This is a genomic window from Streptomyces sp. NBC_00045, assembly GCF_045041095.1.
GTDB lineage: Bacteria > Actinomycetota > Actinomycetes > Streptomycetales > Streptomycetaceae > Streptomyces.
Genome location: NZ_CP108271.1, coordinates 7,243,532 through 7,269,304, shown reverse-complemented (window position 1 = coordinate 7,269,304; position 25,773 = coordinate 7,243,532). Strand labels below are relative to the sequence as shown.

Here is a 25,773-nt window from a genome sequence, read left to right as displayed (position 1 = left end):
CTCCTCAGCGTGGGTGGCGGGCGCCCGGGGCGGGAAGGGGCCCCGGGCGCCGCCAGAGGCCGGCGGCGGGTCGTGGGCTACGGGCTACGGGCTACGGGCTCCCTAGTGGAACTGCTCTTCCTCGGTGGACCCGGCGAGCGCGGTCGTGGAGGAGGCCGGGTTGACGGCGGTGGAGACCATGTCGAAGTAACCCGTACCGACCTCGCGCTGGTGCCTGACCGCGGTGAAACCCTGGCCCTGGGCGGCGAATTCGCGCTCCTGGAGGTCCACGTACGCGGTCATGCCGTGCTCGGCGTAGCCGCGCGCCAGGTCGAACATGCCGTGGTTGAGGGAGTGGAAGCCGGCCAGGGTGATGAACTGGAACCGGTAGCCCATGGCGCCCAGCTCCCGCTGGAACTTCGCGATCTGGTCGTCGTCCAGGGCCGCCTTCCAGTTGAAGGAGGGTGAGCAGTTGTAGGCCAGCATCTGGTCCGGGTACCGGGCGTGGACGGCTTCGGCGAACTCGCGGGCCTGCTCCAGGTCCGGGGTGCCCGTTTCGACCCAGATGAGGTCGGCGTACGGGGCGTACGCCAGACCGCGGGCGATGACCGGGGCCATGCCGCCCCGGACGCGGTAGAAGCCCTCCGCGGTGCGCTCCCCGGTGCAGAACTCCGCGTCGCGCTCGTCGACATCACTGGTGAGCAGTGTGGCGGCCAGGGCGTCGGTGCGGGCGATGATCAGGGTGGGAGTGTCGGCGATGTCGGCCGCGAGGCGGGCCGCGTTGAGGGTGCGGATGTGCTGGGAGGTCGGAACGAGGACCTTGCCGCCGAGGTGGCCGCACTTCTTCTCGGAGGCGAGCTGGTCCTCGTAGTGGATGCCGGCTGCGCCCGCCTCGATCATGGCCTTGGTCAGCTCGAACGCGTTCAGCGGTCCGCCGAAACCGGCCTCGGCGTCGGCGACGATCGGCGCCAGCCAGTCCGTCGTGTCGCTGCTGCCCTCGGCGGTGGCGATCTGGTCGGCGCGCAGCAGCGCGTTGTTGATCCGACGGACCACCTGGGGAACGGAGTTGACGGGGTAGAGGCTCTGGTCGGGGTAGGTGTGCCCGGCCTGGTTGGCGTCGGCGGCGACCTGCCAGCCGGACAGGTAGATCGCCTGGAGTCCGGCGCGGACCTGCTGGACGGCCTGCCCGCCGGTGAGCGCGCCGAGCGCGTGGACGTAGTCCAGCTCGTGGAGCTGTCGCCACAGCCGCTCGGCGCCGCGCCGGGCCAGGGTGTACTCCTCGCGGACGCTGCCCGAGAGCCGCACCACGTCCTCGGCCGAGTAGGTCCGCTCGATGCCCGCCCAGCGGGGGTCGTCGGCCCACCGCTGCCCCAGCTGCTCGGCCGCCGCCGTCGTGTTCGCCTCTGCCATGACCGTCACCGTTTCCGTCCGTCGCTTGTCCTGCCAATGCCCCTGCCGAAGAACCCGAGCATTGGCACTGTGTGCCTGAGTAGGAGGTGCGGCCGCCGAACCCGCCCATGGGCCGGAGCTGAGCAATGCTGTCGATGTACCGGGTCGAGCTGACCGGATCCCCGAAATCAGGGCGTGAATCGGGGTCTTGTGCGTTTCCCGGCTACCGGTTCCGGCTGGCCGCAGGACCGACTCTGGCACTGGCACTTGGTGCCAGCAAGGAGGTACACCTGCCAAGGTTTGCGAATCTTCGAGGCCGGAATTGCCAAGGTTGCGAAGACTGCGGGTGGGCGAGTTGCACCTATGCTGACGGAGCCCGTCCGACGGTGGAGGAGTCCGGTGAGCAAGACGTACGCGGGCGCGCGGCTGCGCAGGCTGCGCGAGGAGCGCCGTATGACCCAGGTCGATCTCGCCAGGGTGCTGGGCATCTCCCCGAGCTACCTGAACCAGATGGAGCACGACTCGCGCCCGCTGACCGTGCCGGTGCTGCTGCGGCTGACCGAGGCCTTCGGGGTGGACCCCGGCTTCTTCTCGGAGCGCGACACCAGCCGCCTGGTCGCGGACCTGCGCGAGGCGCTGGCCGGGGAGGTCGCCGAGGCCCGGGTATCGGCCTCCGACCTCGCCGAGTTGGCTTCTCGCATGCCGGCGGTCGCCTCGGTCCTCCTGGACCTGGGCCGGCGGAGCCAACTGCTGGCCGAGCGGCTCGCCGACGCCGCCGACGGCCGGGATTCGGTGGCCGATGCACCGCGCTCACCCCACGAGGAGATCCGCGAGTTCTTCTACCGCCGCCAGAACTACCTCCACGACACCGATCTCGCCGCCGAGGACCTGGCCCGCGAGATCGGCATCCACCCCGGCGACGTCATCCGCGCCCTGACGCGCCGACTCGCCGACCGGCACGGGATCCGCACCTCCCCGGACTGCGACCGGCTTCACCACTACGACGCCGCCGCCCGGGTACTGCACCTGTCGAACCGGCTCCGCCCGGGACAGCAGGCCTTCCGGATGGCCACCCAGCTCGCCCTGATCGAGTACGGGGACGAACTCGACCGGCTCGCCGCAGAGGACTTCCCACCCGGCTCCCCCGCCCACGCCTTGGCCCGCATCGGCATCGCCAACTACTTCGCGGCCTCGCTGATCCTGCCGTACACGGCGTTCCACACCGCGGCGGAGGAGTTCCGGTACGACATCGAACGGCTCACCGACCACTTCGGCCTCGGCTACGAGACCGTCTGCCATCGCCTCAGCACCCTGCAACGCCCCAGGCTGCGCGGGGTGCCGTTCTCCTTCGTGCGCGTCGACCGGGCCGGGAACATGTCCAAGCGACAGTCCGCCACCGGGTTCCACTTCTCCCGCGCCGGCGGCACCTGCCCCCTGTGGAACGTCTACGAGGCCTTCGCGGCCCCGGGCCGCATCCACGTCCAGGTCGCCGCCATGCCCGACGGGCAGCGCCACCTCTGGACCGCCCGCGCCGTCACCCGCCACCGCGGCGGTTGGGGAGAGCCCGGCAAGACCTTCGCGATCGGGCTCGGCTGCGAGATCCGGCACGCCTCCCGCCTCGTGTACGCCGACGGCCTCGACCTCGACAACACGGCGGCCGCCACCCCCATCGGCATGGGCTGCCGGCTCTGTGAACGCGTCGACTGCCCCCAACGGGCCGTCCCGCCGCTCGGCCGGACCCTGGCCGTCGACGAGAACAGCAGCACCTTCGTCCCGTACCCCGTCACCAGTACTTCCGCCCCAGCCCCCTCATGACGCCGAACGGCAATCCGGAGGCATGGAATCACCCGCAGCGGTGAACCTGCGCCCCTGCCGGCGACCACGGTTTCACGGCCGCGCTCGTGCGCTCGATCCCGCAGTGGCACGGGAAACGGGCACCGCGGCCCGGGAGCGGGCACCACGGCCCGGGCCGAAACGCACCCCGTCACGGAGCGCGGTACACGAGCAGCCGTCGAACACGAAAGATAGCGTGACGGTCACTGTGTGCAATTCGCTGTGGTCCCGTCACCGCCGCCGACATGGCGGCTGGCTGGCCGTCTTCGTGACGGCCGCCCTGGTCGCGCTGTTCTTCGGCGTGTGCGACAGCGGCGGTCACCACCGGGCACCGGTCCCCGCCGCAGCGGCCTCGCAGGCCACCGCCGCGCATCCGGAACTCGCCGGTGGCTGCCCCGGGGGGAACCACCCTTGCGTTCACGCCGACGAGCACACGGCGGTGCAGCTGCCGGAGCGCGGTGAAGCCGACGGGGCGTCCGTCCTGCGATTGAACCCCGTCCAGGCCGGTGCGTCACGTCCGAGCCGCGCTGCGGCCGCTGCGCCACCCCGCTCTTCCTCGGGCTCCGGCCGCGATCTGCTGTGCAAGGCGTGCGTCAGTAGGACCTGAGCAGGCCCGGACGCTCCACGCGGTCGTCGTAACGCCGCGCCCCGGGGTGTCCCTGCGCGACCTCTCACCCCCGCACGGCCCGACACCCGCCCGCCCCGACCGGCGCCGGCGGAGCCCGGCCGCGCCGTGCCGCACGAAGGGCGACCCACCATGACCGAACTCTCCCTGCCCGCGTCCCCGTCCACGTCCCCGTCGGCGGCCCCCGCCCCGCGCAGTGTGCTCCAAGCCGTCGGCAACACCCCCGTCCTCTTCATCGACGAACCGTTCGCGCCCTCACCGCGCGGCTTCTGGGCCAAACTCGAAGGCTTCAACCCCGGCGGCATCAAGGACCGCGCGGCCCTCTACATGGTCGACAAGGCGCGCGAGCGCGGGGCCCTGCGCCCCGGCGCCCCCGTCATCGAGTCCACCTCCGGCACGCTCGGCCTCGGCCTGGCTCTGGCCGGAGTGCTCCGCGGGCACCCCGTACACCTGGTCACCGACCCCGGCATGGAGCCGATCATGGAGCGGATGCTCACCGCGCACGGCGCCCGGCTCCACGTCGTCGACCGGCCGCACCCCGACGGAGGCTGGCAGGAAGCCCGGCGCGGCAAGGTGGCGGAACTCCTCGCCCGGTACCCGGGCGCCTGGTGTCCCGACCAGTACCACAATCCCGACAACGTGGCCGCCTACCGGCCCCTGGCCGACGAGCTGACCGGCCAACTGGGCACGGTGGACGTCCTGGTGTGCGCGGTCGGTACGGGCGGCCACTCCGCCGGCATCGCCCGCGGACTGCGCGCCTCCAACCCCGCGCTGCGTCTCGTCGGCGTCGACGCGATCGGCTCGACCATCTTCGGCCAGCCCGCCCGGCCCCGCCTGATGCGCGGCCTGGGCTCCTCCATCTACCCCCGGAACGTGGATTATCCCGCCTTCACCGAAGTCCACTGGGTCGCCCCCGCCGAAGCCGTATGGGCCGCCCGCCGCCTCGCGGGGCGGCAGTTCGCCACCGGAGGCTGGAGCGTCGGCGCCGTCGCCCTCGTCGCCGGTTGGCTCGCCCGCACCCAGCCCGAAGCCACCCGCATCGCGGCCGTGTTCCCCGACGGACCCCACCGCTACTTCGACACCGTCTTCAATGACGACTACTGCCGCGCCAACCAGCTCCTGGACACCACCCCGCCGTCGGAACCCGAGACCGTCGAGTCATCCGCGTCCCGCGAGATCACCCGGTGGACACGCTGCGCGAACGTCGTCGACCCGGTGCCCGCCCCCGCCGCGTCCCGGACCGGAGCGGCCCGGTGAAGCAGACCTGGAAGCAGTACCGCTCCTTCGACGCCACCGTGCAGCTGCTGCTCGTCAACCAGCTGACGATCAACCTCGGCTTCTACATGCTCATGCCGTACCTGGCCGCCCACCTCTCCGGCGGGCTCGCGCTCGCCACTTGGGCGGTCGGGCTGGTCCTGGGCGTGCGCAACCTCTCCCAGCAAGGCATGTTCCTCGTCGGCGGAATGCTCGCCGACCGCCTCGGCTTCAAGCCGCTGATCGTCGCCGGCTGCACACTGCGCACCGTCGGCTTCGCGGCCCTCGCCTTCGCCGACGGCCTGCCGGCCCTGGTCGCCGCGTCCGCGGCCACGGGGCTGGCCGGCGCCCTGTTCAATCCGGCCGTCCGCGCCTACGTGGCCGCCGAGGCGGGCGAGCGCCGAGTGGACGCCTTCGCGCTGTTCAACGTCTTCTACCAGAGCGGCATCCTGCTCGGCCCGCTCGTCGGACTCGCCCTGACCGCGGTGTCCTTCCCCCTCACCTGCGCGGTCGCCTCGGCGGTCTTCGCCGCGCTCACGCTGTTGCAGCTGCGCCGCCTGCCCCGGAACACCACCGCCGCGCGCGAGGACCGGCCCGCCCTGCGCGAACAAGCCGGCACCGTCCTGCGCAACCGGACGTTCTGGCTGTTCGCCACGACGATGAGCGGCTCGTACGTCCTGTCCTTCCAGATCTACCTGGCGCTGCCCCTGGAGGTCGAACGCCTCACCGGCGAGGGCGCCTTCGCCACGGCGGCGACCAGCGCCCTCTTCGTCGTCTCCGGCTTCGTCGCGCTCGTGGGGCAACTGCGCGTCACCGCCTGGTGCAAACGCAGCTGGAGCCCCGCGCGGTCCCTGAGCGCGGGCACGGCCCTCATGGGCGTGGCCTTCTTCCCGCCCCTGTTGAGCTCGGCGGCCCCGCAGGCTCGGACCGGCTGGTCCGCGGCCGCCGCACTCCTTCCCCTCCTGGCGTGCGCGGGTCTCCTCGCGGTCGCCACGGCGGTGCTGTACCCGTTCGAGATGGACACCATCGTCGCCCTGGCGGGCGGCCGCTGGGTGGCCACCCACTACGGTCTGTACAACACCGTGTGCGGAATCGGGATCACCGTCGGGAACCTTGCGACCGGAGCCCTCCTCGGCGCGGCCCGATCCGCCGGGTACCCGGCTCTCACCTGGCTCGTCATGTCCCTGGTCGGAGCCGTATGCACCGCGGCCCTGGTGCTCCTCACCCGCACCGGCCGGCTCTCGCAGCCGGACCCCGTTCCGGCCGGCGCCTAGCCGGCGGCACGAGCTCGTTCGGGGAGCGGGGAAAAACTGCTCCTCAATTGACAGTCGGGGCCTGGCGGCGGCGGGGCCGGTGGATGATGGCGCGACATGACCGGAGGCCGTGCAGGGATGCCCTCGTGTCCGCAACCCGAGTGGCGGAGCGGACGGTTGCTGCGGGCTGCCGCGTTCACACTGCTCAGCTCGGTCTTGGCCGTCGTGGCCCATCATCTGGCTGCGGGGGACGCGGCTCCCCGGCAGCCGGCCCTGGGCGGGGCGGCGTTGGGCGGCGCGGCGGTCACCTTCGCCCTGTCGTGGTTGGTGACTCGGGCGTCCCGGCCTTGGTGGCAGGTGGTCATGGCCACCTGCGCCGCCCAACTCGGCCTGCACCGGGCTCTGTCCGTGCGGCAGCCGGCCTTCCCCTGCTGCACCGAGGCGCACGGCGGGATGCAGGGCGGGACGCACCGCTTCGTGCCGCAGATCGTGCGCGCCGCACACCACGGCGTGTGGCCGATGACCGCGGCCCATTGCGTGGCCGCATGTGCGATGGCTCTGCTCATGTACCGCGCGGACCAGGTCCTCAGCCGCCTGCCGCAGACGGTGGGCCGGTGGGCCCAGAGGGCTGCCGCGGCTGCCGCCGCTGCTCTCGGCGCCCTCCGCCGCCCATGGTTCGGGCCCCGTCCGCGGACCGGGCCCGTACGGCACGACGGTCGGGCCGTACGACCGGCGACGACGAGGCTCTGTCACGCGGTGGTGCGCCGGGGTCCTCCTGCCGGGTGTGCAGGAGACGTTCCCCTGATCCCGGCGGGCAGTGCACCAGCACGGTGAAGCCCGCCCCTCGTACCGAGAGGGTTTCTTCCATCGTGAACACGACACACACCCGTCCCCGTCCCCGTAGGTTGGGCCTCGCGGCCGTCGGCGCCCTGGTGCTCCTCGGCGTGGCGGCCGGGCCGGCCGCCGCACACGCCGAGGTCACCGCCTCCGAACCGCGCGCCCTCGCCGAGAACGTCACGCTCTCCTTCACCTCTGAGGCGGAGTCGGACACCGCTGGGATCTCGGAGCTGCGGGTCGTCCTCCCCAAGGGCATCGCCCCGGACGCCGTCACGCTGAAGGAGGCCCCCAAGGAATGGAAGCTGACGGCCACCCCGGACGGGTACGCCATCGGCGGCGCCGCTCTGGCCACCGGAACCGATGCCGAGTACAGCATCACGGTGCGCCAGCTGCCCGACGAGAAGTCCCTGGCGTTCAAGACCCTTGAAACCTACGGTGACGGAAAGACCTCCCGCTGGATCGAAGTGCCCACGGGCGGGGAGAAGGTCGACAACCCGGCCCCCGTGCTCAAGCTGGAGGCGGCGGCTCCCGGGGCCAAGCCGATCGCGCCGGGCCCGTCCCCTTCCCCGAGCACCGCCCCGTCCGTCCAGCCCTCCGCGGCGGCGCCTTCCGCTCCCGCAGCGGCCGCGAGCACCGGGACGACGAGTGCGAAGGCGGCGGGCGGCAACGCCGGAGCCGTCCTCGGCGTGGTCGCGGCCATCGTCCTGCTGGCTGCTGCCGGCACCTTCTGGTGGCTGCGCCGCAGCCGCAGCCGGGCCTGACGGGAGCAGCCTGGGGCCGGTGCACGGCACGAGCCGTGCACCGGCCCCCGGTCCGGCCGATGTGCGGCCGCTTCGAAACTAAGGGGTGGACCGCGTAGCGGTGGTCGGCGCCGAGGCCGCGATGCGGACGCTCCCGCGCACGGTGACCTGGTCGATGTCCGTGGTGCGCACCGTGATGTTCATGGTCCACTCACCCGGCATGGGCAGCCGCAGGTCGTACGCGGCCCAGTACCCCTGCTGGTTCTTGAGCTTGGCGTCGATCGGCCCGATTCCCAGCTCGCCCTGGGTGAGGCTCAGGCGGAGTTCGGGAACGGTGGCGAGGCCGCCGTCCGCGGTGTACACCACGGCTTCGACCGAGTTCTCGCCGACGCGTCCGGGCGCCAGCGTGATCTGCACCGTGCCCTGGTGGTTGGCCGTCCCCATGTCGAAGGGGACGGTGACCACCTTCACCTGCGGCTCCTGCGCCGTGGCCGCCGAGGCGGTGGCGGCCGCGGCTCGGCTGGGCTGGGTGCCGGTGAGCAAGGTCGTGATCGCCAGGACCACGGCGCCGAGGGCGGCTTCGACGACCACCGTGCGGCGCAGGCTGCGCCGGTACCCGTCGGCCTCGGGGACGGGCGGCCCGGTGTCGTCACCCGACCCGCCCCCGGCCTGCGCATCGGAGGTGCCGCCGAGGTCCGTCACCGCCGGGGACGCGGGCGCGCCGACCAACTGCACGACCCGCACCCGCTCGGGCTCGGGCACCGTCGGCGTCTGCGCGGTCGGCTGCGCCCCGTACACGAGGCGGGCGGTCCACCGGCGGGAGAACGATGCCGCCCCCAGTACGAGGACCACGACGGCGATCTTCCACGTGAGCGTCCTGCCGTACGGCGTGGTGGTCATCGCTGCCCAGGAGCCGACCTGCCGCCAGGACTGGTAGACCCCGGTTCCGACCAGAACGGCGACGGCGGTGAAGGCCAGCGTCGAGAAGCGGCCGATCGCGGACGCCGGGACCGCGCCACCGTCCGGCCCCCGGCGCCGGAGGATGACGGCCAGCGTGATCAGGCCGCCCAGCCAGACCCCCATGGACAGCAGGTGCAGCACCGCGACGGGGATGGCCAGCGGAACCTGGATCCCGGCGGAGGCGTGCTCCGCAGCGGCCCACGTGAACGCCAGGCCCAGGGCGAACACCGCCCCCGCCAGCCGGACACGGGAGCCGTGACCGGGACCGCTCGACTGTGTCCCGTCGCCCCGCACTCCGGCTCGCACTCCGGCCCGTACGGCCGGCCACCTCAGCAACAGCGGGGGTGCCGCGAGCAGTACGAGCCGGGCGACCAGCGCGCCCCCGGGCCTCCCGGTGACGGTCCGGCCCAGCTGCGACGGGTCGAACACCGATGTCAGCCGGCCGGCCGTCTCGTACGGCCCGCGCAGCACCAACAGCGCTGCGGTGGACACCGCCAGCGTCACCCATCCCGCGATCAGCAGCCCGCGCACCGGACGGACCGCGCCCGCGGCGGGCCAGCACACCAGGACGAACGCGCCTGCGCCGACGAGGAGGGCGAGCCCGCTGTAGGCGACGTAGCGGAAGGAGCCGTACAAGCGGCCGACCGCCGTGTCGTCCGCCGAGCCGGTCGGCACCGCAGCGGCGGTTTCGGAAGGCTTGCCTATGGAGAAGGTGAACGCACCGGAGATCGGGTGGCCATCTGCGGAGACGACCCGCCAGGCCACGGTGTAGGTGCCCTGCGCCAGATCGTCGGCCAACTGCACCCGACCGGTGTCGTCCTTGCCTTCCGCATGCTGCGCCGGGCGGGGGTTCACCCGCTCGTTGGCCGGCGACAGCACCCGCAGCGAGTCCTCGGAGAGGCTGACGGACTCGGTGAAGGTGAGCGTGACCTGCTGGGGCGCCACGGGGAGGACGGCGCCGTCGGCGGGGTCGGAGCCAGTGAGGCCGGCATGCGCGAATGCCGATCCCGCCCCGCCGATCATCAGGGCGAACGCGACGGCGAGCAGCGCCAGAACGGTCAGTGGGATCCTGACGGGAGGCGATCCGGTGTGCATGGGCAGGCAGCCTCCGAGGCGACGGTCGTCAGCGGCGGCACGACTCCCCCGCGACGGCAGGACGGACACGGGCAGTGCCGCGACCTGCCGAGACCTGGACGGTAGCCCCGCCGCCCCGGCCCGGGAGCGGCTTACGCAACTTCCGCCAAAAAGCCGCCCGACAGGCCCGTCATCGGACGCCCTCCCTGTAGAAGGGGGCGGCTGCGGTCAGGCAGCCGCTGCCGTACGCAGGGCCCTGGCCAGGAGCGACGAGTCGCCCAGGCGGCGGCGCAACTCCCGTTCCAGACCGGCGACCGGGACGAGGTTCTGCGGGGCCCGCGGGTCCTTGTACTCGCAGCCGGCGTACCGCGGCAGAACGCGTTGTGAAAGGTCGGCCAGAGCCACCGCCTCATCGCGAGGAACATTGGCGGCGCATTCCAGGCGGACCACCCCGGCCCACGGGGGGCCGGGCGTGCACGGCAGGCGCAGGTACCAGGCGTGGCGGTCCCAGGAGCTACCCATGAGGAACACGGGGGTACGTTCACCGGGCGCGAGGTGGGCGACCATCGCGTGGAGGTCCGGCGGCAGGTAGGCGGTGCGGTGGGACTTGATGAAGCCCAGGGCACGCGGCAGGTGGGTGCGGCCGCGCAGCGGGCCGTCGACGATCAGCAGGTCCGAGCCGTCGGCCACGCCGTGACCCGAGAGGGCGGTGCGGGCGTTGGCAGCCACGAGGACCTCCAGGTCGTGCAGGCTGCCCTGGAGCGCCGAGGAGAGCAGCACGGCCAGGTTCTCCTCCAGGTCGTCGGCGGTGACGTGGGCCCGGTAGGTACCGGCCGTGGTGGGTACGTCGACGGCATGGGGGGCGGTGGTGAACAGGCCGCGCCGGGACTCGACCGTCAGCAGGTGCGCGCCGTGGCCGGGACAGCAGCACACGGTGCCGGCGGCGTACGAGGCGCACAGGGCCATCGTGGCGTCGGCGGCGCCGGCGGCGGAGTAGCGGGAGTCGTCGGCGGCTGGTGGGGGCCGGTCGGCAGGCGGGAGTTGTTCGATCCAGACACGGGCCTCGACGCGGCGCACTCCGTCGACGAACAGGACGGCGCCGGGGGCGGGACCGTACGAGGGCGAGATCGGCTTCCAGTCGGCGGGGGCTCTTTCGACGTCGAGGACGATCCTCGCAGTGGAGCCAGCCACGGCGTTGCCCACGGCTTCTGCGTTCTCGACGCTGGAGCCGTAGGTGGGGTCCCAGCCGTCGACGTGGAACCGCATCGGGGCCGCGTGCGCGGTGTTCGTCACGCGCCCTCCCGGGTGACGACGGAGCTGTGGGCATCGCGGCGCACCCGGAAGCGAACCGGTACGCGTTCGGCGAGCCCGGGGACGTGGGTGATCAGTCCGACCATCCGGTCGCCCTGGGCGAGGGTCTCCAGCGTGTCGGCGACCGTGTCGAGGGATTCGGGGTCGAGCGTCCCGAATCCCTCATCGAGGAAGATGGACTCCAGTTTCGTCGCGCTGCCGAGCCCGGCCAGCTGTTCGGACAGGGCCAGCGCCAGGGCGAGGCTGGCCTGGAACGTCTCCCCGCCGGAGAGGGTGCGGACCGAGCGCTCCGTATCGGCGTCGGCGTGGTCGACGACGTAGAACTCCCCCTTGCGGTGGCTCAGGTCGAAGCGGGCCCCCGAGAGCTGGCGCAGCGACTCCGAGGCGCCCTCGACCAGGGTGTCGAGGGCGGACTCGGCGAGCCATCGCGGGAACCGCTCGGATCGCATCAGCCGGGCCAGTTCGGTGGCCACCTGCTGCCGGGTGCGGGCCGTGTCCGCCCTCTCCCGTACCGATGCGGCTTCGGCGAGGTCGCGTACGATCCGCTCCGCCTCGGCGCGAGCCCGTTCGAGGGCGATCGCGACCACCCTGGGTGCGTGTGCGGCGCGCCCCGGCCCCTCACCCAGGTGGCCGGGGTCCAGGCCGTGGTCACTCAGCTGTGCGTCCAGCCGGTCCAGGAGTTCGTCGGCGTCGTCGGTCGCGGCGCGGGCTTCGGCACGCCTCCCCAGGGCTTCTGCCCGGCGGCCGGCGGCTTCGCGTGCGGCCCAGTCCACGAGGTCGGCCCAGGCGGCGGCGAGGTCGGCGGTGTCGGGGCGGGGCGGGGCGAGGGCCGCCACGGTGTCCCGAGCGGCCGTCAGTTCGGAGCGGGCGGCATCGGTTCCGGCCAGGGTCCGCTGCTGCTCGGCCAGGGCTTCCCCCAGTGCCTCGCGGGTTCGGTCGGCCCGGACCGCGGCAGCCGTCACGGCGTCGTCGAGGCGGGTGCGTTCGGCGAGCAGGCCGGGGACGGCCTCCGCCGACGGCGCTGCGGACAGCAGCGCGTCGAGCTCGCGCAGCCGGGCGGTGAGGGCGGTCCGGCCGGCTTCGGCGGCCGTGGCGTCCCGCACGGTCCGGGTGTGCGCGACCCGCCCTTCCTCGTGCTCCCGGTCGGCCGTTTCCAGAGCGGCGACGGCATCCTGGTGGGCCTCATCGGCGGTGGCGACCGCGGTGGCGGCAACGGTCAGGTCGGCCTCCGCCTCGGCGGTGCCGGCTCGGGCCCAGGCGTCCAGCCGGGCCCAGGCCGCCGTCAGGTCGCCGGGAACCCCGAGGTCCTCGGAACCCTCGGGGTCGGCCGCGTCCGCGGTGGGCGGTTCGAGGTCGGTCAAGGCGCCCAGCTGCGTGTCGAGCACGGTGCGGGCCCGGTCGAGCTTCCGTCGGAGCGCACCGGCGGCGGTCAGCATGGTCCCGTGCACGGTCCTGGCCTCCCCGGCCGCGGCGCGGGTCTGCTCCTCGGTGGCGACGAGCCGGTTGCGGGCCGCGACGAGTCCGTCGAGCCGAGCACGCTCAGGTCCGGATCCGCGGTCCGGACCGGAGCCTCGGACGGCGCCGGGGAAGGCTTCGGCTTCGCCCGCGGCTCCTTCGGGAAGCTCCGGTAGCAGGGCGGCCACCTGCTGCTCGATCATGGTGCGCCGCACGGTGAGGGCGTCGACGGTGCGCTGCCGGCCGGTGACCGTGGCCATCGCTTCCTGGTGCCGGGAGAGCGCCTCACGGTGTTCGCGGGTCGCGCCGGCCGCACCGGCCTCGGCCGCGTCGAGCGCCGGGTCGGGCAGCGGCGGCGGGACGGCGGTGACGGTCTGCTCGCAGACCGGGCAGGCGTGGCCGGCCCGGAGCACCGGACGCAGCCGACCGGCACCCGCGAGCGTACGTGCCTCCTCCAAGGCGCCCGTACGGGCGTCGAGGAGGAACTGTGCATCGGATACCGCGGCGTCCGTCCGCGCGGCTGCCTCGATGGCGTCGCCCAGTTCGCTGGTGGCCGCGGCGAGGTCCGTGGTGACCTCGTCGAGCTGGTCGAGCGCCCCCCGGGCTTCGGTGAGGCGGCTTCCATCACCGTCGGCGGCGAGCGCGGTGGCCGCCCGCTCGTGCCGGTCGCTGGCTTCGGTGAGACGCCGTTCCGCGTCGTCGGCCTGCCGGGCGAGCTCCGCCACCCGATCGGCCAGGACGGACAGCCCCTCCGGGGTACGGACGCGGGCCAGCCGGTCCCGGCGGCGCCGGACCTCGTCGTGCGCCTGGTGGGCGCGGTCGAGGCGGGCGCGGGCCTCCGCCACGTCCGCACGGGCGGCGTCGACTGCGGCTGCGCGGACGTGCAACTGCTCCTGGTGCCTCGCCAGTTCCCAGTCGGCGCGGTCCGCAGCCGCGAACACCCGCTCGCGGCGCGCGGCGAGGTCCGCCCTTTCCAGGTGGAGGTCACGGGTGTGCTCGATGGCGGCGCGCTCCGGGGCGGCCCGGCCGGCCGCGTGGGCGTCTGCGAGGGCACGGCCGGCTTCGGCCTCGGCATCGCGCGCCTTCTCGACGGCGCGCTGCGCGTCGTCGGCGGCGCGCTGGAGCTCTTCGACGCCGTGGGGGGCGCTGATGGAGGCGAGCAGGTCGGCCTGGCCGCCCAGCGCCTGCGCACGGGCGGCGGCTTCGGCGGCACGGGCATGCGCCTCGTCGACCCCGGGCACGAGTGCGTCGACGCTGGTGGCCAGCAGTTCCAGTGCCGAGACCCGCGCCCGCGCCTCGGCCTCCGCTTCGGGAGTGGCGCCTGCGTAGCGGCCGAGCTGCTCGGTGAGGACCTCGACCTCTTTGGCCGCCGCGTCCCGCTGGACGCCGGCACGCTTGCCGATGCCCTCGTAGTGGGCGGCGCCCAGGAGTTTCAGCAGGATCCGCTGCCTGTCGGCGGTGTTCGCCGACAGGAACCGGGCGAAGTCGCCCTGGGGCAGGACGACGCATTGGCAGAAGTCGTCGAAGGACAGTCCGAGAAGCTGTTCGACGGCGGCGTTGAGTTCCTTGATCTCGCCGGCCAAGACCTCGGGTTGCGGCCCGTTCGGGTGGACGGCGCCCGCGGTGGGGTCGGCGAACCTGACCAGGCTGACGGCCTTCTGCTGGACCTGCCCCCCGATCCGGCGGACCTCGCGGGCCACCTGGTAGCGCTGGGACGCAACGTCGAAGGTGAGCGAGACGGTGCAGCGGTTGCTGGTGGGGGCGAGCGCGTAGGAGATGGCGTTGCTCCGTCCCCACCGGTAGGCCGTGCCGTACAGCGCGAAAGTCAACGCGTCGAGGATGGTGGACTTCCCCGACCCGGTCGAGCCGACAAGGGCGAAGTAGTCGGCGTCGGTGAAGTCGACCACGGTGGCGACACGGAAACCGGCAAAGCCGTTGAGCTCCAGGCGAACGGGGCGCATCTGCGGTGTTGTTCCTTACCGGGTGTGTGAAGGGACCTGGGATGCCGGAGACCGGGGGTGGGGGAAGCCGGTCAGGGGCGGGCGGTCGAGCGGGTGAGGTCGTCGTGCAGTTCGTTGAACAGGCCCACGACCCGGTCGTCGCTGATGCCGACGCTGTGGCAGTAGTCGGTGAACAGTTGCGCGGGCGTCCTGGCCTGCCGGTCGACTGCTGTGCCCGCCTTGGCCCCGGCACTCGTGTGTTCGGGGTGGATGCGGATCTCCAGGGCGTTGGGAAGCGCTTCGGTCAGGTCGTCGCGGAGGCCGGCGTACGCGGGCTGGGTGACGACGAGTCGGAGGTAGTCCTCGCCGTAGGTGGCTCGGTCGGCGATGAGCTCGGCGACGGTTCCCTCGACGGTGCGCAGTCGGCGGCCGGCGGTGACCGGGACGTCGGTGACCTGCGCCGGAGTGCCGGGGGCCGCTTCGACGAGGCAGACGACGTGCGTGTTGTCCTGCTCGCCGAAGTCGACCGGGTACGGGGATCCGCTGTAGTGCACCGGGCAGGGCGCCGGGATCCGCTGTCGGCGGTGGAGGTGGCCCAGGGCCACGTAGTGGGCCTCGGTCGGGAAGATCGCGGCGGGAACGTGGTACTCCATGATCGATTGGGCTTCGCGTTCGCCGCCCCCGAAGGCCCCGCCGGTGCAGGTGAGGTGCGCCATGACGATGTTCACGGCGTCCGGGGTGAACGCGGCGGTCAGGCCGCCCAGGACGTCGCGCACCAGCTGGTCGTAGGCACCGACGTTCTGTGAGGGGGTGTTCGCGATGATCTCGGCAGCGCGGACGGCGTAGCGGCGGGAGAGGAAGGGCAGAACCGCGACGTTGACGGGTTCGTTCGTGGACTTGGCACGAAAGGTGAGGACACCGCCCTTGTCCGCCGGCCTGGCCTGACCGTAGACGTGGATGCCGGCGACGCCCATCAGCGGTTTGTACGCCTCGAACGTGGCTCCGTGGTCGTGGTTGCCGGCGATGACGACCACCTCGACGTTCCGCCGGGCCAGTTGCATCAGGGTGCGCACGACGAGCTTCTGGGCATCGGCACTCGGCGCGGAGTGCTCGTAGACGTCGCCGGCGATGAACACGGCATCGACCTCGTTGCCGAGCGCGATCTGGGTTATCTCGCGCAGTACGGCGGCCTGTTCGTCGAGCCGGTTGCGGCCCTTGAGGATCTTACCGACGTGCCAGTCTGAGGTGTGGAGGAACTTCACCAGGACGGTCCTTCCGGAGGGACGAGGCGGGCCGGGGCGGCTGTGGGGCGATGAGCGAGACGGGTCGGAGCGAAAGCGCGGGGTGTCCGGTGACGCGGGCGTCGGAGCGGATCATCAGCCCTGCCTGCCGGCCATGGCCTTCACCACCGAGATCCACGGCCGCCACGTCAGGTTGCGGCGCGCCGTGGATGACGAGCGTCAGAAGGGTGGGGGCTCAGCGACGGCGCCGTCGTCGAAGTCGTCGAGCCAGCGGTCGTCGTCGACCGCCGGCAACTTGTCGAACGGGCCCGGCCGTACCTCCCCGGCGGCGGTCCCTGCGGGAGGAGCCGAGTCGTCGGCGGAGGCGGGATCGGCGGAGGCGGGTTCGCTGAAGGCGGGTTCACTGACCTCGGAGAGCCGTGTGGCCCAGGCAGGAAAGGGGAACTCGACGGCCAGTGGCACCGGAATCTCCGGCTGGGAGACGAACATGGTTCCGGGCCTCGCAAGCGTGGCGCGCTGGCGCTGGCCCTTGGGGAGGAACCCGTACTCGGGGCGGTTGGCCTCCGCAGGGTCCAGCCGTCCGACGATCTTGATCGAGGAGTTCGACACGATGCGCCGTTCGACCTCGGAGGCGGTCTGCTGGGCTCCGATGAGGATGATGCCGAGCGAACGACCCCGCTCGGCGATGTCGAGCAGCACGTCCTTGATCGGAGAGGAGCCGTCGCGGGGCGCGTACTTGTTGAGCTCGTCGATCATCGTGAAGAGGAGGCCACCCGGCCCCGCCTGTTCCTTGCGTTCGGTCTCCGCTGCGAGGACGACGCCGACGACGAAGCGCTGAGCCCGCTCGGGCAGGTTGTGCAGGTCAACAACGGTGACCTGGTGGCGCGACGTGTCGACGCCGTGGTCGACCGGCCGGTCGGTGACCGTGCTCAGGTCCCCCCTCAGCAGGGGCGTGAGTGGCCGTTGAGAGGACCTCAGCCGCCGGACGAACGCGTTCACGGTGCCGGTTCCCACAGCCGGTCCCGCCCAGAGCGGACGGGTGGCTTCGTCGGTCACCCGCCCGGAGATGAAATCGATCGTCTCCTCCCAGGTCCGTAGGACGGTGCCGTCGACGACGACCGCGCCGTCGTTCCCGGCAGGTCTGGCTTCGCGGCGCAGCCGACCTGTGACCTGGTGAACGACCATCGTGTACTGGTTCTTCTCGTCCGCGACGTCGGTGAACACGTACGGGAGCAACTCGCGTTCGCAGAACTCCGCGAGGGTCCACCAGAACGCGGTGACGCCGCTGGTCCGTCCCGTGACGTGGGGGCGGCCCGTGGTGTCGCCGGGGAGCGGCGGGGCGTAGAAGCCGACGGAGACGAAAGGTCGGGCGGGCAGGCCGAGTCGACCATAGGCGGCGCGTAACGGCTCGTCGAGGCGGGCGTTGGGTTGATCGACGAACAGTAGGTCCTCGCCCTTGACGGAGAAGATCAGAGCCTTGGCGTTGACGGCTCGGCCGCCCAACGCGCCGGAGGTGAAGAGGGAGTGGAGGAGGAACAGCGCGAAGCTGGTCTTGGTCGCCACCCCCGAGATGCCCGAGATGGACACGTGGGCGCCGCGGGTACCGTCGAGGAACTCGACGTTGACGTAGATCGGTTCGCCGTCGCGGCCGATGCCGACGGGGATTCGCTTCGCCATCCGGTCGAAGTAGAGCGCGGCGTCCCGGTCCGCTCCCGTGGCCCGGATGGCCACTTCACCGGGACGGGGCGGCACGTAGCACTCGGGGTCGACGCGCGTCGTGGCGACCTCGGCGATCTCCTGCACGCGTGCCGGCAGGATCCCGTCGGCAATGAGGAACACGTCCGAGTCGAACGCGGCACCCTCGTGTCGAGCGACGACCTCGGTGACCACACCGGAGGTCGTGACGGTTCCGCGCCCGGGGACCTGGCGACGGGTGCTGACCACGTCGTCGAGTTGGAGGTAGGCGTCGGGTGACACGGCGACGTGGAACTTCAGGGGTGTGCAGTCCTCGGTGCCCGCCACCTTCCCGACCTGCCGCTCAACTCTGCCTGGGTGGTGCCCCGCTGTGGTTGCGGCGAGATGGCCGGCCGGGGTCGTGGCGACGTGGGAGACCCCGGAGTCGGTGTCGGTCATCGGCGGGCTCTCCCTGTGTGGCGCGGTTTCGGAGGTGCATCGCGGTGGCGCCCGGCCTCCCACGGCCGGCGGCCGGTGAACGGACACGGGGCGCCGAGGACCTGACGACGTCGGGGACCTGCGGCCCTGGAGGACCCGGGGGCCCGGCGGGTGCCGGGTCGCAGTGGTCGCGCTGCCGACGTGGTCGTGAGGCGGGGCGCTCCGGCCGGGACGGGGCGGGCCCGGTGGGCCGGAGCAGCGTCGGTCAGGACTGCTCCGCTACCGGGGTACCCGCCGCGCCGGTGCGCGGCCGATGGCCGGGCGCCCGAGATCGTCAGGCGGTGGTGCGGCGTCTACGGGTGGCGAGAGGTGACGCAGGTGGTGTGGAGTGCCCGTCCGCACCGGAGGAAAAGGTTGGATGGCCCCGCCGGCAGCCGGTAGCGGCCCGGCACCCGTCGTGGTCACCGATGACAACACCAGTCAGCGGGCCGAAGCCGACCTGTAGACGCACGCTCCGCGCCCCCCTCGTTCCGGCAGTCCCGTGCGCCGGCAGGCGACACGGGGTGATGACCGCCTCAAGTACCCCACCCTCATGCGGCTCGACGCATCCTACGTATATTCATCCGACCCCACATGCGGATTCCACGATCCGCCACCCAGCCTTGTCAGCCGAACGGCGTCGCCCTGTGCACCGGTGCCGGAGCCGCATCCGGCTGGGGCGGGGATCGAGTGGCGGGCGGCCGTGGCTGTGACCCGGGGCGCCGCCGTCAGGTGACCGCCGCTGCATAACACCGGACGGTCACCTTCTGCTCCGGGCTCCACTGCTGCTCGACCGTGGCCAACAGCTGCCAGCCGAGCCGCTCGTACAGGGCCGACGCCGCCGTGTCGGAAGCCACCACGTCGAGCACCGGATGCAAGCCGTGGTGCCGCGCTTCTGCGACCGCCCGCGCCATCAGCAGCGCACCGATCCCGCGACCTCGGGCCGACGGAGCGACGAACAGTCGGTTGACCACGGCGGTCGCGTTGCGACTCACCCCTGCGTGCGCACTCCACAGGCCGGGTGCCGCGTCTCCCGCGCTGCTCCACGACAAGCCGACGTGGCCGACGATGCGGCCGTCCAGCTGCGCCACCCACGAGGCGATGAGCGAGGGAGGCGTGAGCCATGTGCCCGGATCGTCGGGCCAGTTCACCGGATAGCCGTCGTGTTCGTGGACCTCCGCCAGCACCCGCACACAGTCACCGGGGTCTCGATCAGTCCGTTGTCGAACACTCGGGGGGAGGTCCGCGCCGGCCGTGCTCTCGCTCTTCACTGCGGCATGGAAGCACAGCCCCATGCCCGTGCCCAGCAATTTCCGCGACGGGCCCTAACGGCGCAGTGCTCTCCGCGCCTGCGTCCGCCGCCGTCGCGGCCGAACTGCGCACGGCGCTGGGAAAGCTCACGCGGCGCGTGAAGCTGGAGGACCAGATGCCGCTCGGTCAGGCGTCCGTCCTCGGTGCGCTGGACCGCGCCGGTGCGATGACGCCCAGCGAACCGGCGGCCGAACAGCGCGTCCGCCCGCAGTCCGTGGCCCGAGCCGTCGGGCTCCTCATGGAGCAGGGGCTGATCACGCGCCGGGCGCATCCGACCGACGGCCGCAAGAGCCTGGTCGAACTCTCCTCTGCGGGGCAGGCACTGCTGGAAGAGGAGCGGGGGCGCAGGGCGGACTGGCTTGCGCGAGCGATCGAGGCGGAGCTGACGGGGGACGAGCGTCCCCAAGGCGGTCACGCCAGGTCGAGGAGTTGTCCGTAGAAGCCGCCGAAGCCGTGCTGCTCGTCGACGAGGTGGACCTCAAGGATCCAGTGGCAGCGGCCCGCCCGGGCGGCGCATCGCATCGCATCGCATCGGAGTGGCGTTGTCCAGGGTGACGTGGACCCGGGTGCGGCGCCGTCGATCGTCTCGTGCGGGAATTCCCCCACCAGATGGCCCGCGTGCCACCCGCCCAGGGTCCAGCCGGACTCGGCGGCGAGCCGTTCGACTTCCGCGTACAGCCGTCGCCCGGTGATCTGCGGGTCGGCACGCAAGACGCTGCGGCCCGCGTCGAAGACCTTGACGAGGTCTTCGCGCAGCCTGGTGCTTGGCCGGGGCCTCGCCGAAGACGAAGGTGCGGCCGAAGTCTAACGACGACCTGCCGCTGCTCCGTACGACCGCGACCGGATGGAAAGCGCACTGGCTCCTGGAGATCCACCTGATTGACGAACACGCGGGCTTCGGGGCCTCGCACAAGGCGCTCCTCGATCTGGTGTGATGCCTGCCGCGGTCGGTTCACGGGTGTGAGTAGTTCGGCCCGCTGGGCCGCTCGTTGCATCCCGTGGAGGCCGGGCGCCCGACGCCACGGCGCCGAGGCGAGGAACGCCGAGCTGGGCTCGGCACTGGCCCAACGATCTCGCGGAGCCCTAATGGGCACGCTCGTGAACGGGATCCAAGGATTCCGGGTGATCTGGATCATCGGCCGGAGCGGCGGCACGCAGCGCCGCCTCGACCCGGCGGTTGCTGGTCATGGTCGCCGTGACGGCGGTCATCGCGAGGAGGAGGCCGGCGGCGGTGTAGAGCGGGGTGCGTACGTCGTAGGTGGTGGCCAGCCAGCCGCCGAGGAAGGCGCCGAACGGGGCGGCGCACATGGCGAGCATGCGGGAGGTGGAGGCGACCCGGCCCATCAGGTGGGCGGGGACGATCGCCTGTCGGAGGGAGGGGCCGAGCACCATCGTGGCGCCCATGCCCGCTCCGCAGACGGCGAGCGCGAGGCCGGCGACGTACGGGTTCGGGGCGGCGGCAAGGCCCAGGACGGCGAGTCCCTCGACGGCGGCCGTGCAGGTCAGTGCGGTGCCGGTGCCGAGTCGTCGGCCGAGGGAAGAGGCGATGCCCGCGCCGAGCAGGCCGCCGGTGGCCTCCGCAGTGAGGAGCAGGCCGAAGCCGAAGGTGTCGATGCCGAGACGATCGTGCGCGAAGAGGGCGAGTACGGTTTCCACGGCGAGGAAGGCGATGTTCCCGACCGCCGGACGCAGCGCGAGCCCGAGCAGCAGCTGATCCCGGAACACGTACGAGGCGCCGGCCCGCGCCTGCCGCAGCAGCGACTCGCGGGCCTGCGGTGCGGGCCGGGGTGCGGCAGGCAGCGACCGTACGAGCAGTGCGGAGAGCGCGAACGACACCGCATCGGCGAGCAGCGGAAACGCCCGCCCGAGCGCGAGCAGGGCACTACCCGCGGGCGGCCCCGCGAAGCCGGACGCGGCGGTCTGGGTGCCGCGCATGCGGGAGTTGGCGCGCTCCAGGAGCGCGGGGTCGCGGCCGAGCAGATCCGGCAGATAGGCCGTGGCGGCCGTGTCGAAGAAGAGCCCGCCGAGGCCGAGAAGGAAGGCGACGGCCGCGAGCAGTGGAATGCTCAGCACGTCGAGCGCGGCCGCTGCCGCCGGTATGGCGAGCAGCACCGCACGCGCCGCGTCCGTGACCCACATCGTGCGCCGACGGTCCCAGCGGTCTACCAGCGCACCGCCGAGCACCCCGAAGAGCAGCCACGGCAGCGTTCCGGCGGCCGTGACGACGGCGAGTGCCATCGGATCCCGCGTCAACGTCAACGCGAGCAGCGGCAGCGCGGCATGCGACACCCCGTCACCGAGCGAGGACACCGTCTGCGCAGTCCACAGCCGTCCGAACCCGGTGGGCAACTTCCTTATGCCTGAGGTCACTTGGCGTCCCCTTCGGTCTGCCGGCGCGGTGCCGGGTGGAACAGTGCGAAGACGAGTGACGCGTCCGGGAGCGACGGATCTGACAGCTCCCGGTACTCGTCCGCCAGTGCCTCCAGCCGCGCCCCCAGCTCCGCGAACTGCTCCTCGGTGAGCCGCAGATGGGCCATCCGGACGTGCCGCTCGCCCGCCGCCGGCGCTGCCTCCAGGTCCGCCACCGCATGCCGCATCAGCACGTCCGGCCCTCCCTCGCCCGGATCCGGCAGCACGATCGCCCGTGCGGCCATTGCGTAGTACCGCTCGGTGACTCCCCGGACCTTCCGCGTTCGTACCACCTTCACCAGGCCGGCACGTTCGAGCAGTCGTACGTGGTAGCTGGAACTCCCCTTCGCAAGGCCCACTCGCTCGGCGATCTGAGTGATCGTCGCGGGCTCGAAGCGGAGCACGGCCATGATCCGGTGACGCGTGAGATTGGAGACGGCGCGTAGCTGCTCGTCCGTGGTGACGTGAAACGTCTCGGGAAGATCGTCGGTAGGCATGTCGCCAATGGTCAACGTTTCTTGACCATTGGGCAAGGGGTTTTCGTTCAGACTTTCGGAACCGGCCGTCCAGCGGCAGCTCGACGCGCCCCTCCCGGAGCTGAAGGCAAGGCGGGGGGAGCACGGATCGCCGAACTCACAGGCCTACAAAAGCTGTTGGCGTCGCGTTCCCGCCTGATGGCTGCGTTCCGTGAGGAACTCCTACCTCCAAGCTCTTCCTCGGCTACGACCGGCCGTGGTGGGAGGATCTGGGTCTGCGGGCTGGCCGCTCGGTGACCGACCTGCCGCTGCGCCAGGTCTACTACTGGGGCGTCGAGGGCGAGCGAACCGGGGCCCGAACCGCCTTGCCCGGCTGCGGCGACCCGACCGCCACGGCCGACGGACGCGGCGGCTCCGGGAACGCTGGTCGACGAGGCCCAGCGCCAACTGCGCTAACTCCACGGCCCCGACGCCCGCGTCCTCGACCCGGCGACGGCCTACGTCCAGGATTGGGTGCAGAACCCCTACGGAGCGGCTTTCGTAGGCCGCCGGCAGCACGTCGGTGTCACCGGGGGAGCCACCCTTCCGATCGTGGCGAGACCGGCGAAGTAGCCGACGCGCACGGACCGTGGGAGCAGGTCCGCGAGGAACCCGAGGCGCACGGCCCACGCACCGAACGTCACCAGGCCGACAGCCAGCGCCCGAGCCGCCGCGAGCACCGCGTGCCGGCCCGGGTCGCCACCGGCGAGTGGTATCCGGAGACCGGGAGACAGCAGGGCCGACCTTCCACGTGCGGACATCGTGCGCTCCTCGCTGACGGGTCCATCGGACGACACCGCGATGGGGCCTGCTGCGGCTCACTCCTTCCCGAGTGTGGCCGCGTGATCGGGCACGACGGTCTGGAGCTCCTTGGGCGGCCGCTCGTAGCCCGTCGACGGGGGCCGGGACGGCAGGACGAGCGGCGGCAGGGCCACGTCCTCGTAGGGGACCGAGGAGAGCAGGTGGGCGATCGTGTTGAGTCTCGCGTTGCGCTTGTCGTCGCTCTCGACCACGTACCACGGGGCGTCCGCCGTGTCCGTGTGGACGAGCATCTCGTCCTTGGCCCGCGAGTACGCCTCCCAGCGCGTGAGGGACTCCAGGTCCATCGGGGAGAGCTTCCAGCGCCGCAGCGGATCCTCCGCGCGACGACGGAACCGCTCCTCCTGGGCCGCGTCGCTGACGGAGAACCAGTACTTGCGGAGCAGGATCCCGTCCTCCACCAGCATGCGCTCGAAGAGCGGGCACTGACGCAGGAAGCGCTGGTGCTCCGCGGGAGTGCAGAAGCCCATGACGTGTTCCACGCCGGCGCGGTTGTACCAGCTGCGGTCGAAGAGCACGATCTCGCCGGCAGCCGGCAGGTGCTCCACGTAGCGCTGGAAGTACCACTGGGTGCGCTCCCGCTCCGTCGGCTTCGGTAGGGCCGCGATGCGGGCCACACGGGGGTTGAGGTGTTCGGCGACACGCTTGATCGTGCCCCCTTTGCCCGCCGCGTCGCGGCCCTCGAAGACGACGACCAGCCGGGCGCCCTCCACGCGCACCCATTCCTGAAGCTTGATCAGCTCCGTCTGGAGTCGAAGCAGTTCCGCCTCGTAGACCGCCTTGCCGAGTCTCATTTCCGTACCCTTCCCATCGTCGCCGGGTGCATCGATCAAGTCAGTCACGGCAGGCATCTGCACGCAACGATGTCCATCGGGCCTCGGCGTGTCGATACGCTGGCCGCACGTCGGGCCATCGGGCCATCGGGCGCCAGCCGGAGGAGTAACGCGTGGGTGTGGGGGATCCGTTGACGCAGGTGCCGAGGATGCGGCTCGACGAACTGCTGGACGAGCTCCAGGTGCGCATTGACGAAGTGCGCGGCACCCGCGATCGGGTGCACAGCCTGCTGGAGGCCGTCGTGTCGGTGGGGCGGGAGCTGGATCTCGCCCAGGTGCTCCGGCGCATCGTGGAGGCCGCCGCGCTGCTGGTGGACGCCGAGTACGGCGCCCTGGGTGTGATCGGCCCCGACGGGCGCAGGCTCGCGCAGTTCCTGACCGTGGGGCTCACCGATGACGAGATCTCCGCCATCGGTCCGCTGCCGGCCGGCCACGGGTTGCTCGGCGAGGTCATCCACCACCCGGAGCCCCTGCGCCTCAGCGATCTCGGAGCACACTCCTCTTCCCACGGGTTTCCGGCCCATCACCCGCCCATGCGCACCTTCCTCGGTGTGCCGATCCGGGTCCGTGACGAGGTGTTCGGGAACCTCTATCTGACTGACAAGCGGGGCGGGGTCGACTTCGACACCGAGGACGAGACCGTGATCTCCACCCTCTCGGTGGCGGCGGGCGTGGCGATCGACAACGCGCGGCTCTACGAGGGGGCGCAGCGCCAGCAGAGATGGCTCAGGGCGAACGCGGAGATCACCGAGAGCCTACTGTCCGGGAGTTCGCGCCCGGCGGTGTTGGATCTCATCGCCCGCCGCGCCCAGGAGATCACCGCGGCGCGGCTCGCGAACATCGCCGTTCCGGTGGACGGTGTCGACGGCCTGGTCGTGGAGTTCGCGGCCGGAGCGGCCGGGGCCACGTGGCAGGGCCTTGTCGTCCCCTTCGAGGGCACGCTCTCCGGGGCCGCGCACCGGTCGGGCAAGCCCGTGACGGCGATGAGGGCCTCGGGTGACGAGCGCTACGCGGCCGAGGCCCGGATGCAGCGGTGGGACGGGCTGGGACCAGCCGTGGCAGTCCCGCTGGGTACTGCGGGCGGGGAGAGCCGGGGCGTTCTGCTGCTCGCGCGACCGGCAGGAGAGCCTGCGTTCGGCGAGGGTGAGCTGGAGCCGCTCGTCGCCTTCGCGGGTCAGGCGGCGATCGCTCTGGAGCTGGCGGAACGGCGTCGGGACGCCGAGCAGATAGCACTGCTGGAGGAGCGCGACCGGATCGCCCGTGACCTGCACGACCTGGCCATCCAGCGGCTCTTCGCCACCGGCATGACCTTGCAGAGCGCCGCACGGCTCGTGGAGCACGAAGGGGCCGCCGAGCGGGTCGGCCGGGCGGTCGACGACCTGGACGAGACCATCAAGATCATCCGATCGACGATCTTCGGGCTCCGCACCAAGGACCGCGAGGGCGGACCGGGGCTGCGGGCACGCGCCTCCCGCGCCGTCGGCGACGCGGCCACCTCGCTCGGCCATCCACCGCGCCTGAGCATGGAGGGGCTCCTCGACACCGACGTACCTCCGCAGATAGCCGACCACGTGGTGGCGGTGCTGGGCGAGCTCCTCAGCAACGCGGCCCGACACGCGCAGGCGACCAAGGTCGGGGTGACCCTCAAGGCCGGGCAGGGCGAGGTCGTACTGACCGTCTCGGACAATGGCACGGGCATTCCCGCGCGGGGGCGCAGGAGCGGTCTGCGCAACCTCGACGAGCGGGCACGCGGCGTGGGCGGCACCTTCACCACCGAGACTCCCGAGGCGGGCGGCAGCAGGCTCGTGTGGCGGGCGCCGCTTCCCCACAGCAGCTGAGGGGCG

General features: G+C 72.2%; 19 protein-coding genes and 1 pseudogene. 8 read left to right on the top strand and 12 right to left on the bottom strand.

Going from position 1 to position 25,773, the window contains the following annotated elements:
- Positions 1-102: 102 nt before the first annotated feature.
- Positions 103-1,389, bottom strand: a complete 1,287-nt coding sequence (aceA, locus tag OHA65_RS33650; RefSeq protein ID WP_405763115.1) for an isocitrate lyase — start codon at positions 1,387-1,389, stop codon at positions 103-105.
- Positions 1,390-1,767: 378 nt separating this feature from the next.
- Between aceA and OHA65_RS33645 the strand changes: the two genes are divergently transcribed.
- From OHA65_RS33645 to OHA65_RS33625, 5 genes are all read left to right on the top strand, one after another.
- The gene (locus tag OHA65_RS33645) at positions 1,768-3,183 is read left to right on the top strand and encodes a short-chain fatty acyl-CoA regulator family protein (protein ID WP_327279900.1); all 1,416 of its coding nucleotides are present in this window, start codon (positions 1,768-1,770) and stop codon (positions 3,181-3,183) included.
- Between the two features lie 214 nt (positions 3,184-3,397).
- Positions 3,398-3,808 carry a hypothetical protein gene (locus OHA65_RS33640; protein WP_327279899.1) on the top strand — a complete coding sequence of 137 codons (411 nt, stop codon included), beginning with the start codon at positions 3,398-3,400 and terminating at the stop codon, positions 3,806-3,808.
- A gap of 150 nt (positions 3,809-3,958) precedes the next feature.
- Positions 3,959-5,083: a PLP-dependent cysteine synthase family protein gene (locus OHA65_RS33635; protein ID WP_327279898.1), complete on the top strand. Its 1,125-nt coding sequence runs from the start codon at positions 3,959-3,961 to the stop codon at positions 5,081-5,083.
- Complete coding sequence (locus tag OHA65_RS33630; RefSeq protein WP_327279897.1) at positions 5,080-6,354, top strand: MFS transporter; 1,275 nt, start codon at positions 5,080-5,082, stop codon at positions 6,352-6,354. Before OHA65_RS33635 ends, OHA65_RS33630 begins: the two co-directional genes overlap by 4 nt.
- A gap of 848 nt (positions 6,355-7,202) precedes the next feature.
- Positions 7,203-7,931: a DUF1775 domain-containing protein gene (locus tag OHA65_RS33625; protein ID WP_328764538.1), complete on the top strand. Its 729-nt coding sequence runs from the start codon at positions 7,203-7,205 to the stop codon at positions 7,929-7,931.
- Between the two features lie 78 nt (positions 7,932-8,009).
- On the opposite strand, the gene OHA65_RS33620 is transcribed toward OHA65_RS33625, so the two are convergent.
- From OHA65_RS33620 to OHA65_RS33595, 6 genes are all read right to left on the bottom strand, one after another.
- On the bottom strand, positions 8,010-9,965 hold the full coding sequence (locus OHA65_RS33620; protein ID WP_405763112.1) for a copper resistance CopC/CopD family protein: 1,956 nt from the start codon (positions 9,963-9,965) through the stop codon (positions 8,010-8,012).
- Between the two features lie 207 nt (positions 9,966-10,172).
- Positions 10,173-11,237 carry a hypothetical protein gene (locus OHA65_RS33615; RefSeq protein WP_405763110.1) on the bottom strand — a complete coding sequence of 355 codons (1,065 nt, stop codon included), beginning with the start codon at positions 11,235-11,237 and terminating at the stop codon, positions 10,173-10,175.
- Entirely contained in the window at positions 11,234-14,671 is a 3,438-nt protein-coding gene (locus OHA65_RS33610; RefSeq protein WP_405763108.1) for an AAA family ATPase, read from the bottom strand. The genes OHA65_RS33615 and OHA65_RS33610 overlap by 4 nt, the downstream gene beginning before the upstream one ends.
- A gap of 71 nt (positions 14,672-14,742) precedes the next feature.
- A complete protein-coding gene (locus tag OHA65_RS33605; protein ID WP_328764535.1) occupies positions 14,743-15,912 on the bottom strand; it encodes an exonuclease SbcCD subunit D in 1,170 nt (389 codons plus the stop codon).
- A gap of 198 nt (positions 15,913-16,110) precedes the next feature.
- Positions 16,111-18,024, bottom strand: coding sequence for an ATP-binding protein (locus OHA65_RS33600; protein WP_405763106.1), 1,914 nt, complete (start codon positions 18,022-18,024; stop codon positions 16,111-16,113).
- A gap of 746 nt (positions 18,025-18,770) precedes the next feature.
- The gene (locus tag OHA65_RS33595) at positions 18,771-19,229 is read right to left on the bottom strand and encodes a GNAT family N-acetyltransferase (protein ID WP_405763104.1); all 459 of its coding nucleotides are present in this window, start codon (positions 19,227-19,229) and stop codon (positions 18,771-18,773) included.
- Between the two features lie 149 nt (positions 19,230-19,378).
- Between OHA65_RS33595 and OHA65_RS33590 the strand changes: the two genes are divergently transcribed.
- Positions 19,379-19,792: a MarR family winged helix-turn-helix transcriptional regulator gene (locus OHA65_RS33590; protein WP_405763102.1), complete on the top strand. Its 414-nt coding sequence runs from the start codon at positions 19,379-19,381 to the stop codon at positions 19,790-19,792.
- On the opposite strand, the pseudogene OHA65_RS33585 reads toward OHA65_RS33590, so the two are convergent.
- A pseudogene (locus tag OHA65_RS33585) lies at positions 19,765-20,158 on the bottom strand (M24 family metallopeptidase); the annotation flags it as partial. The gene OHA65_RS33590 and the pseudogene OHA65_RS33585 sit on opposite strands and share 28 nt — an antisense overlap.
- Here OHA65_RS33585 and OHA65_RS33580 point away from each other — a divergent pair.
- Positions 20,145-20,288 (top strand): hypothetical protein, encoded by a 144-nt coding sequence (locus tag OHA65_RS33580; RefSeq protein WP_405763498.1) that lies wholly within the window; start codon positions 20,145-20,147, stop codon positions 20,286-20,288. The pseudogene OHA65_RS33585 and the gene OHA65_RS33580 overlap by 14 nt on opposite strands.
- A gap of 148 nt (positions 20,289-20,436) precedes the next feature.
- On the opposite strand, the gene OHA65_RS33575 is transcribed toward OHA65_RS33580, so the two are convergent.
- From OHA65_RS33575 to ppk2, 4 genes are all read right to left on the bottom strand, one after another.
- Positions 20,437-21,723 carry an MFS transporter gene (locus tag OHA65_RS33575; protein WP_405763100.1) on the bottom strand — a complete coding sequence of 429 codons (1,287 nt, stop codon included), beginning with the start codon at positions 21,721-21,723 and terminating at the stop codon, positions 20,437-20,439.
- The gene (locus tag OHA65_RS33570; protein WP_328764532.1) at positions 21,720-22,259 is read right to left on the bottom strand and encodes a winged helix-turn-helix domain-containing protein; all 540 of its coding nucleotides are present in this window, start codon (positions 22,257-22,259) and stop codon (positions 21,720-21,722) included. Before OHA65_RS33570 ends, OHA65_RS33575 begins: the two co-directional genes overlap by 4 nt.
- A gap of 503 nt (positions 22,260-22,762) precedes the next feature.
- Positions 22,763-23,038, bottom strand: coding sequence for a SulP family inorganic anion transporter (locus OHA65_RS33565; protein ID WP_327279887.1), 276 nt, complete (start codon positions 23,036-23,038; stop codon positions 22,763-22,765).
- Between the two features lie 57 nt (positions 23,039-23,095).
- Positions 23,096-23,890: a polyphosphate kinase 2 gene (gene ppk2, locus OHA65_RS33560; protein ID WP_327279886.1), complete on the bottom strand. Its 795-nt coding sequence runs from the start codon at positions 23,888-23,890 to the stop codon at positions 23,096-23,098.
- A 188-nt stretch (positions 23,891-24,078) separates the two neighbouring features.
- Between ppk2 and OHA65_RS33555 the strand changes: the two genes are divergently transcribed.
- A complete protein-coding gene (locus OHA65_RS33555; protein ID WP_327279885.1) occupies positions 24,079-25,767 on the top strand; it encodes a GAF domain-containing sensor histidine kinase in 1,689 nt (562 codons plus the stop codon).
- Positions 25,768-25,773: the final 6 nt, after the last annotated feature.

Bases quoted from the DNA above. Each gene is read 5' to 3' on its own strand.
- aceA (WP_405763115.1), bottom strand. From the start codon at position 1,389: ATGGCAGAGGCGAACACGACGGCGGCGGCCGAGCAGCTGGGGCAGCGG.
- OHA65_RS33635 (WP_327279898.1), top strand. From the start codon at position 3,959: ATGACCGAACTCTCCCTGCCCGCGTCCCCGTCCACGTCCCCGTCGGCG.
- OHA65_RS33620 (WP_405763112.1), bottom strand. From the start codon at position 9,965: ATGCACACCGGATCGCCTCCCGTCAGGATCCCACTGACCGTTCTGGCG.
- OHA65_RS33610 (WP_405763108.1), bottom strand. From the start codon at position 14,671: ATGCGCCCCGTTCGCCTGGAGCTCAACGGCTTTGCCGGTTTCCGTGTC.
- OHA65_RS33600 (WP_405763106.1), bottom strand. From the start codon at position 18,024: ATGACCGACACCGACTCCGGGGTCTCCCACGTCGCCACGACCCCGGCC.
- OHA65_RS33570 (WP_328764532.1), bottom strand. From the start codon at position 22,259: ATGCCTACCGACGATCTTCCCGAGACGTTTCACGTCACCACGGACGAG.
- OHA65_RS33565 (WP_327279887.1), bottom strand. From the start codon at position 23,038: ATGTCCGCACGTGGAAGGTCGGCCCTGCTGTCTCCCGGTCTCCGGATA.
- ppk2 (WP_327279886.1), bottom strand. From the start codon at position 23,890: ATGAGACTCGGCAAGGCGGTCTACGAGGCGGAACTGCTTCGACTCCAG.
- OHA65_RS33555 (WP_327279885.1), top strand. From the start codon at position 24,079: ATGCGGCTCGACGAACTGCTGGACGAGCTCCAGGTGCGCATTGACGAA.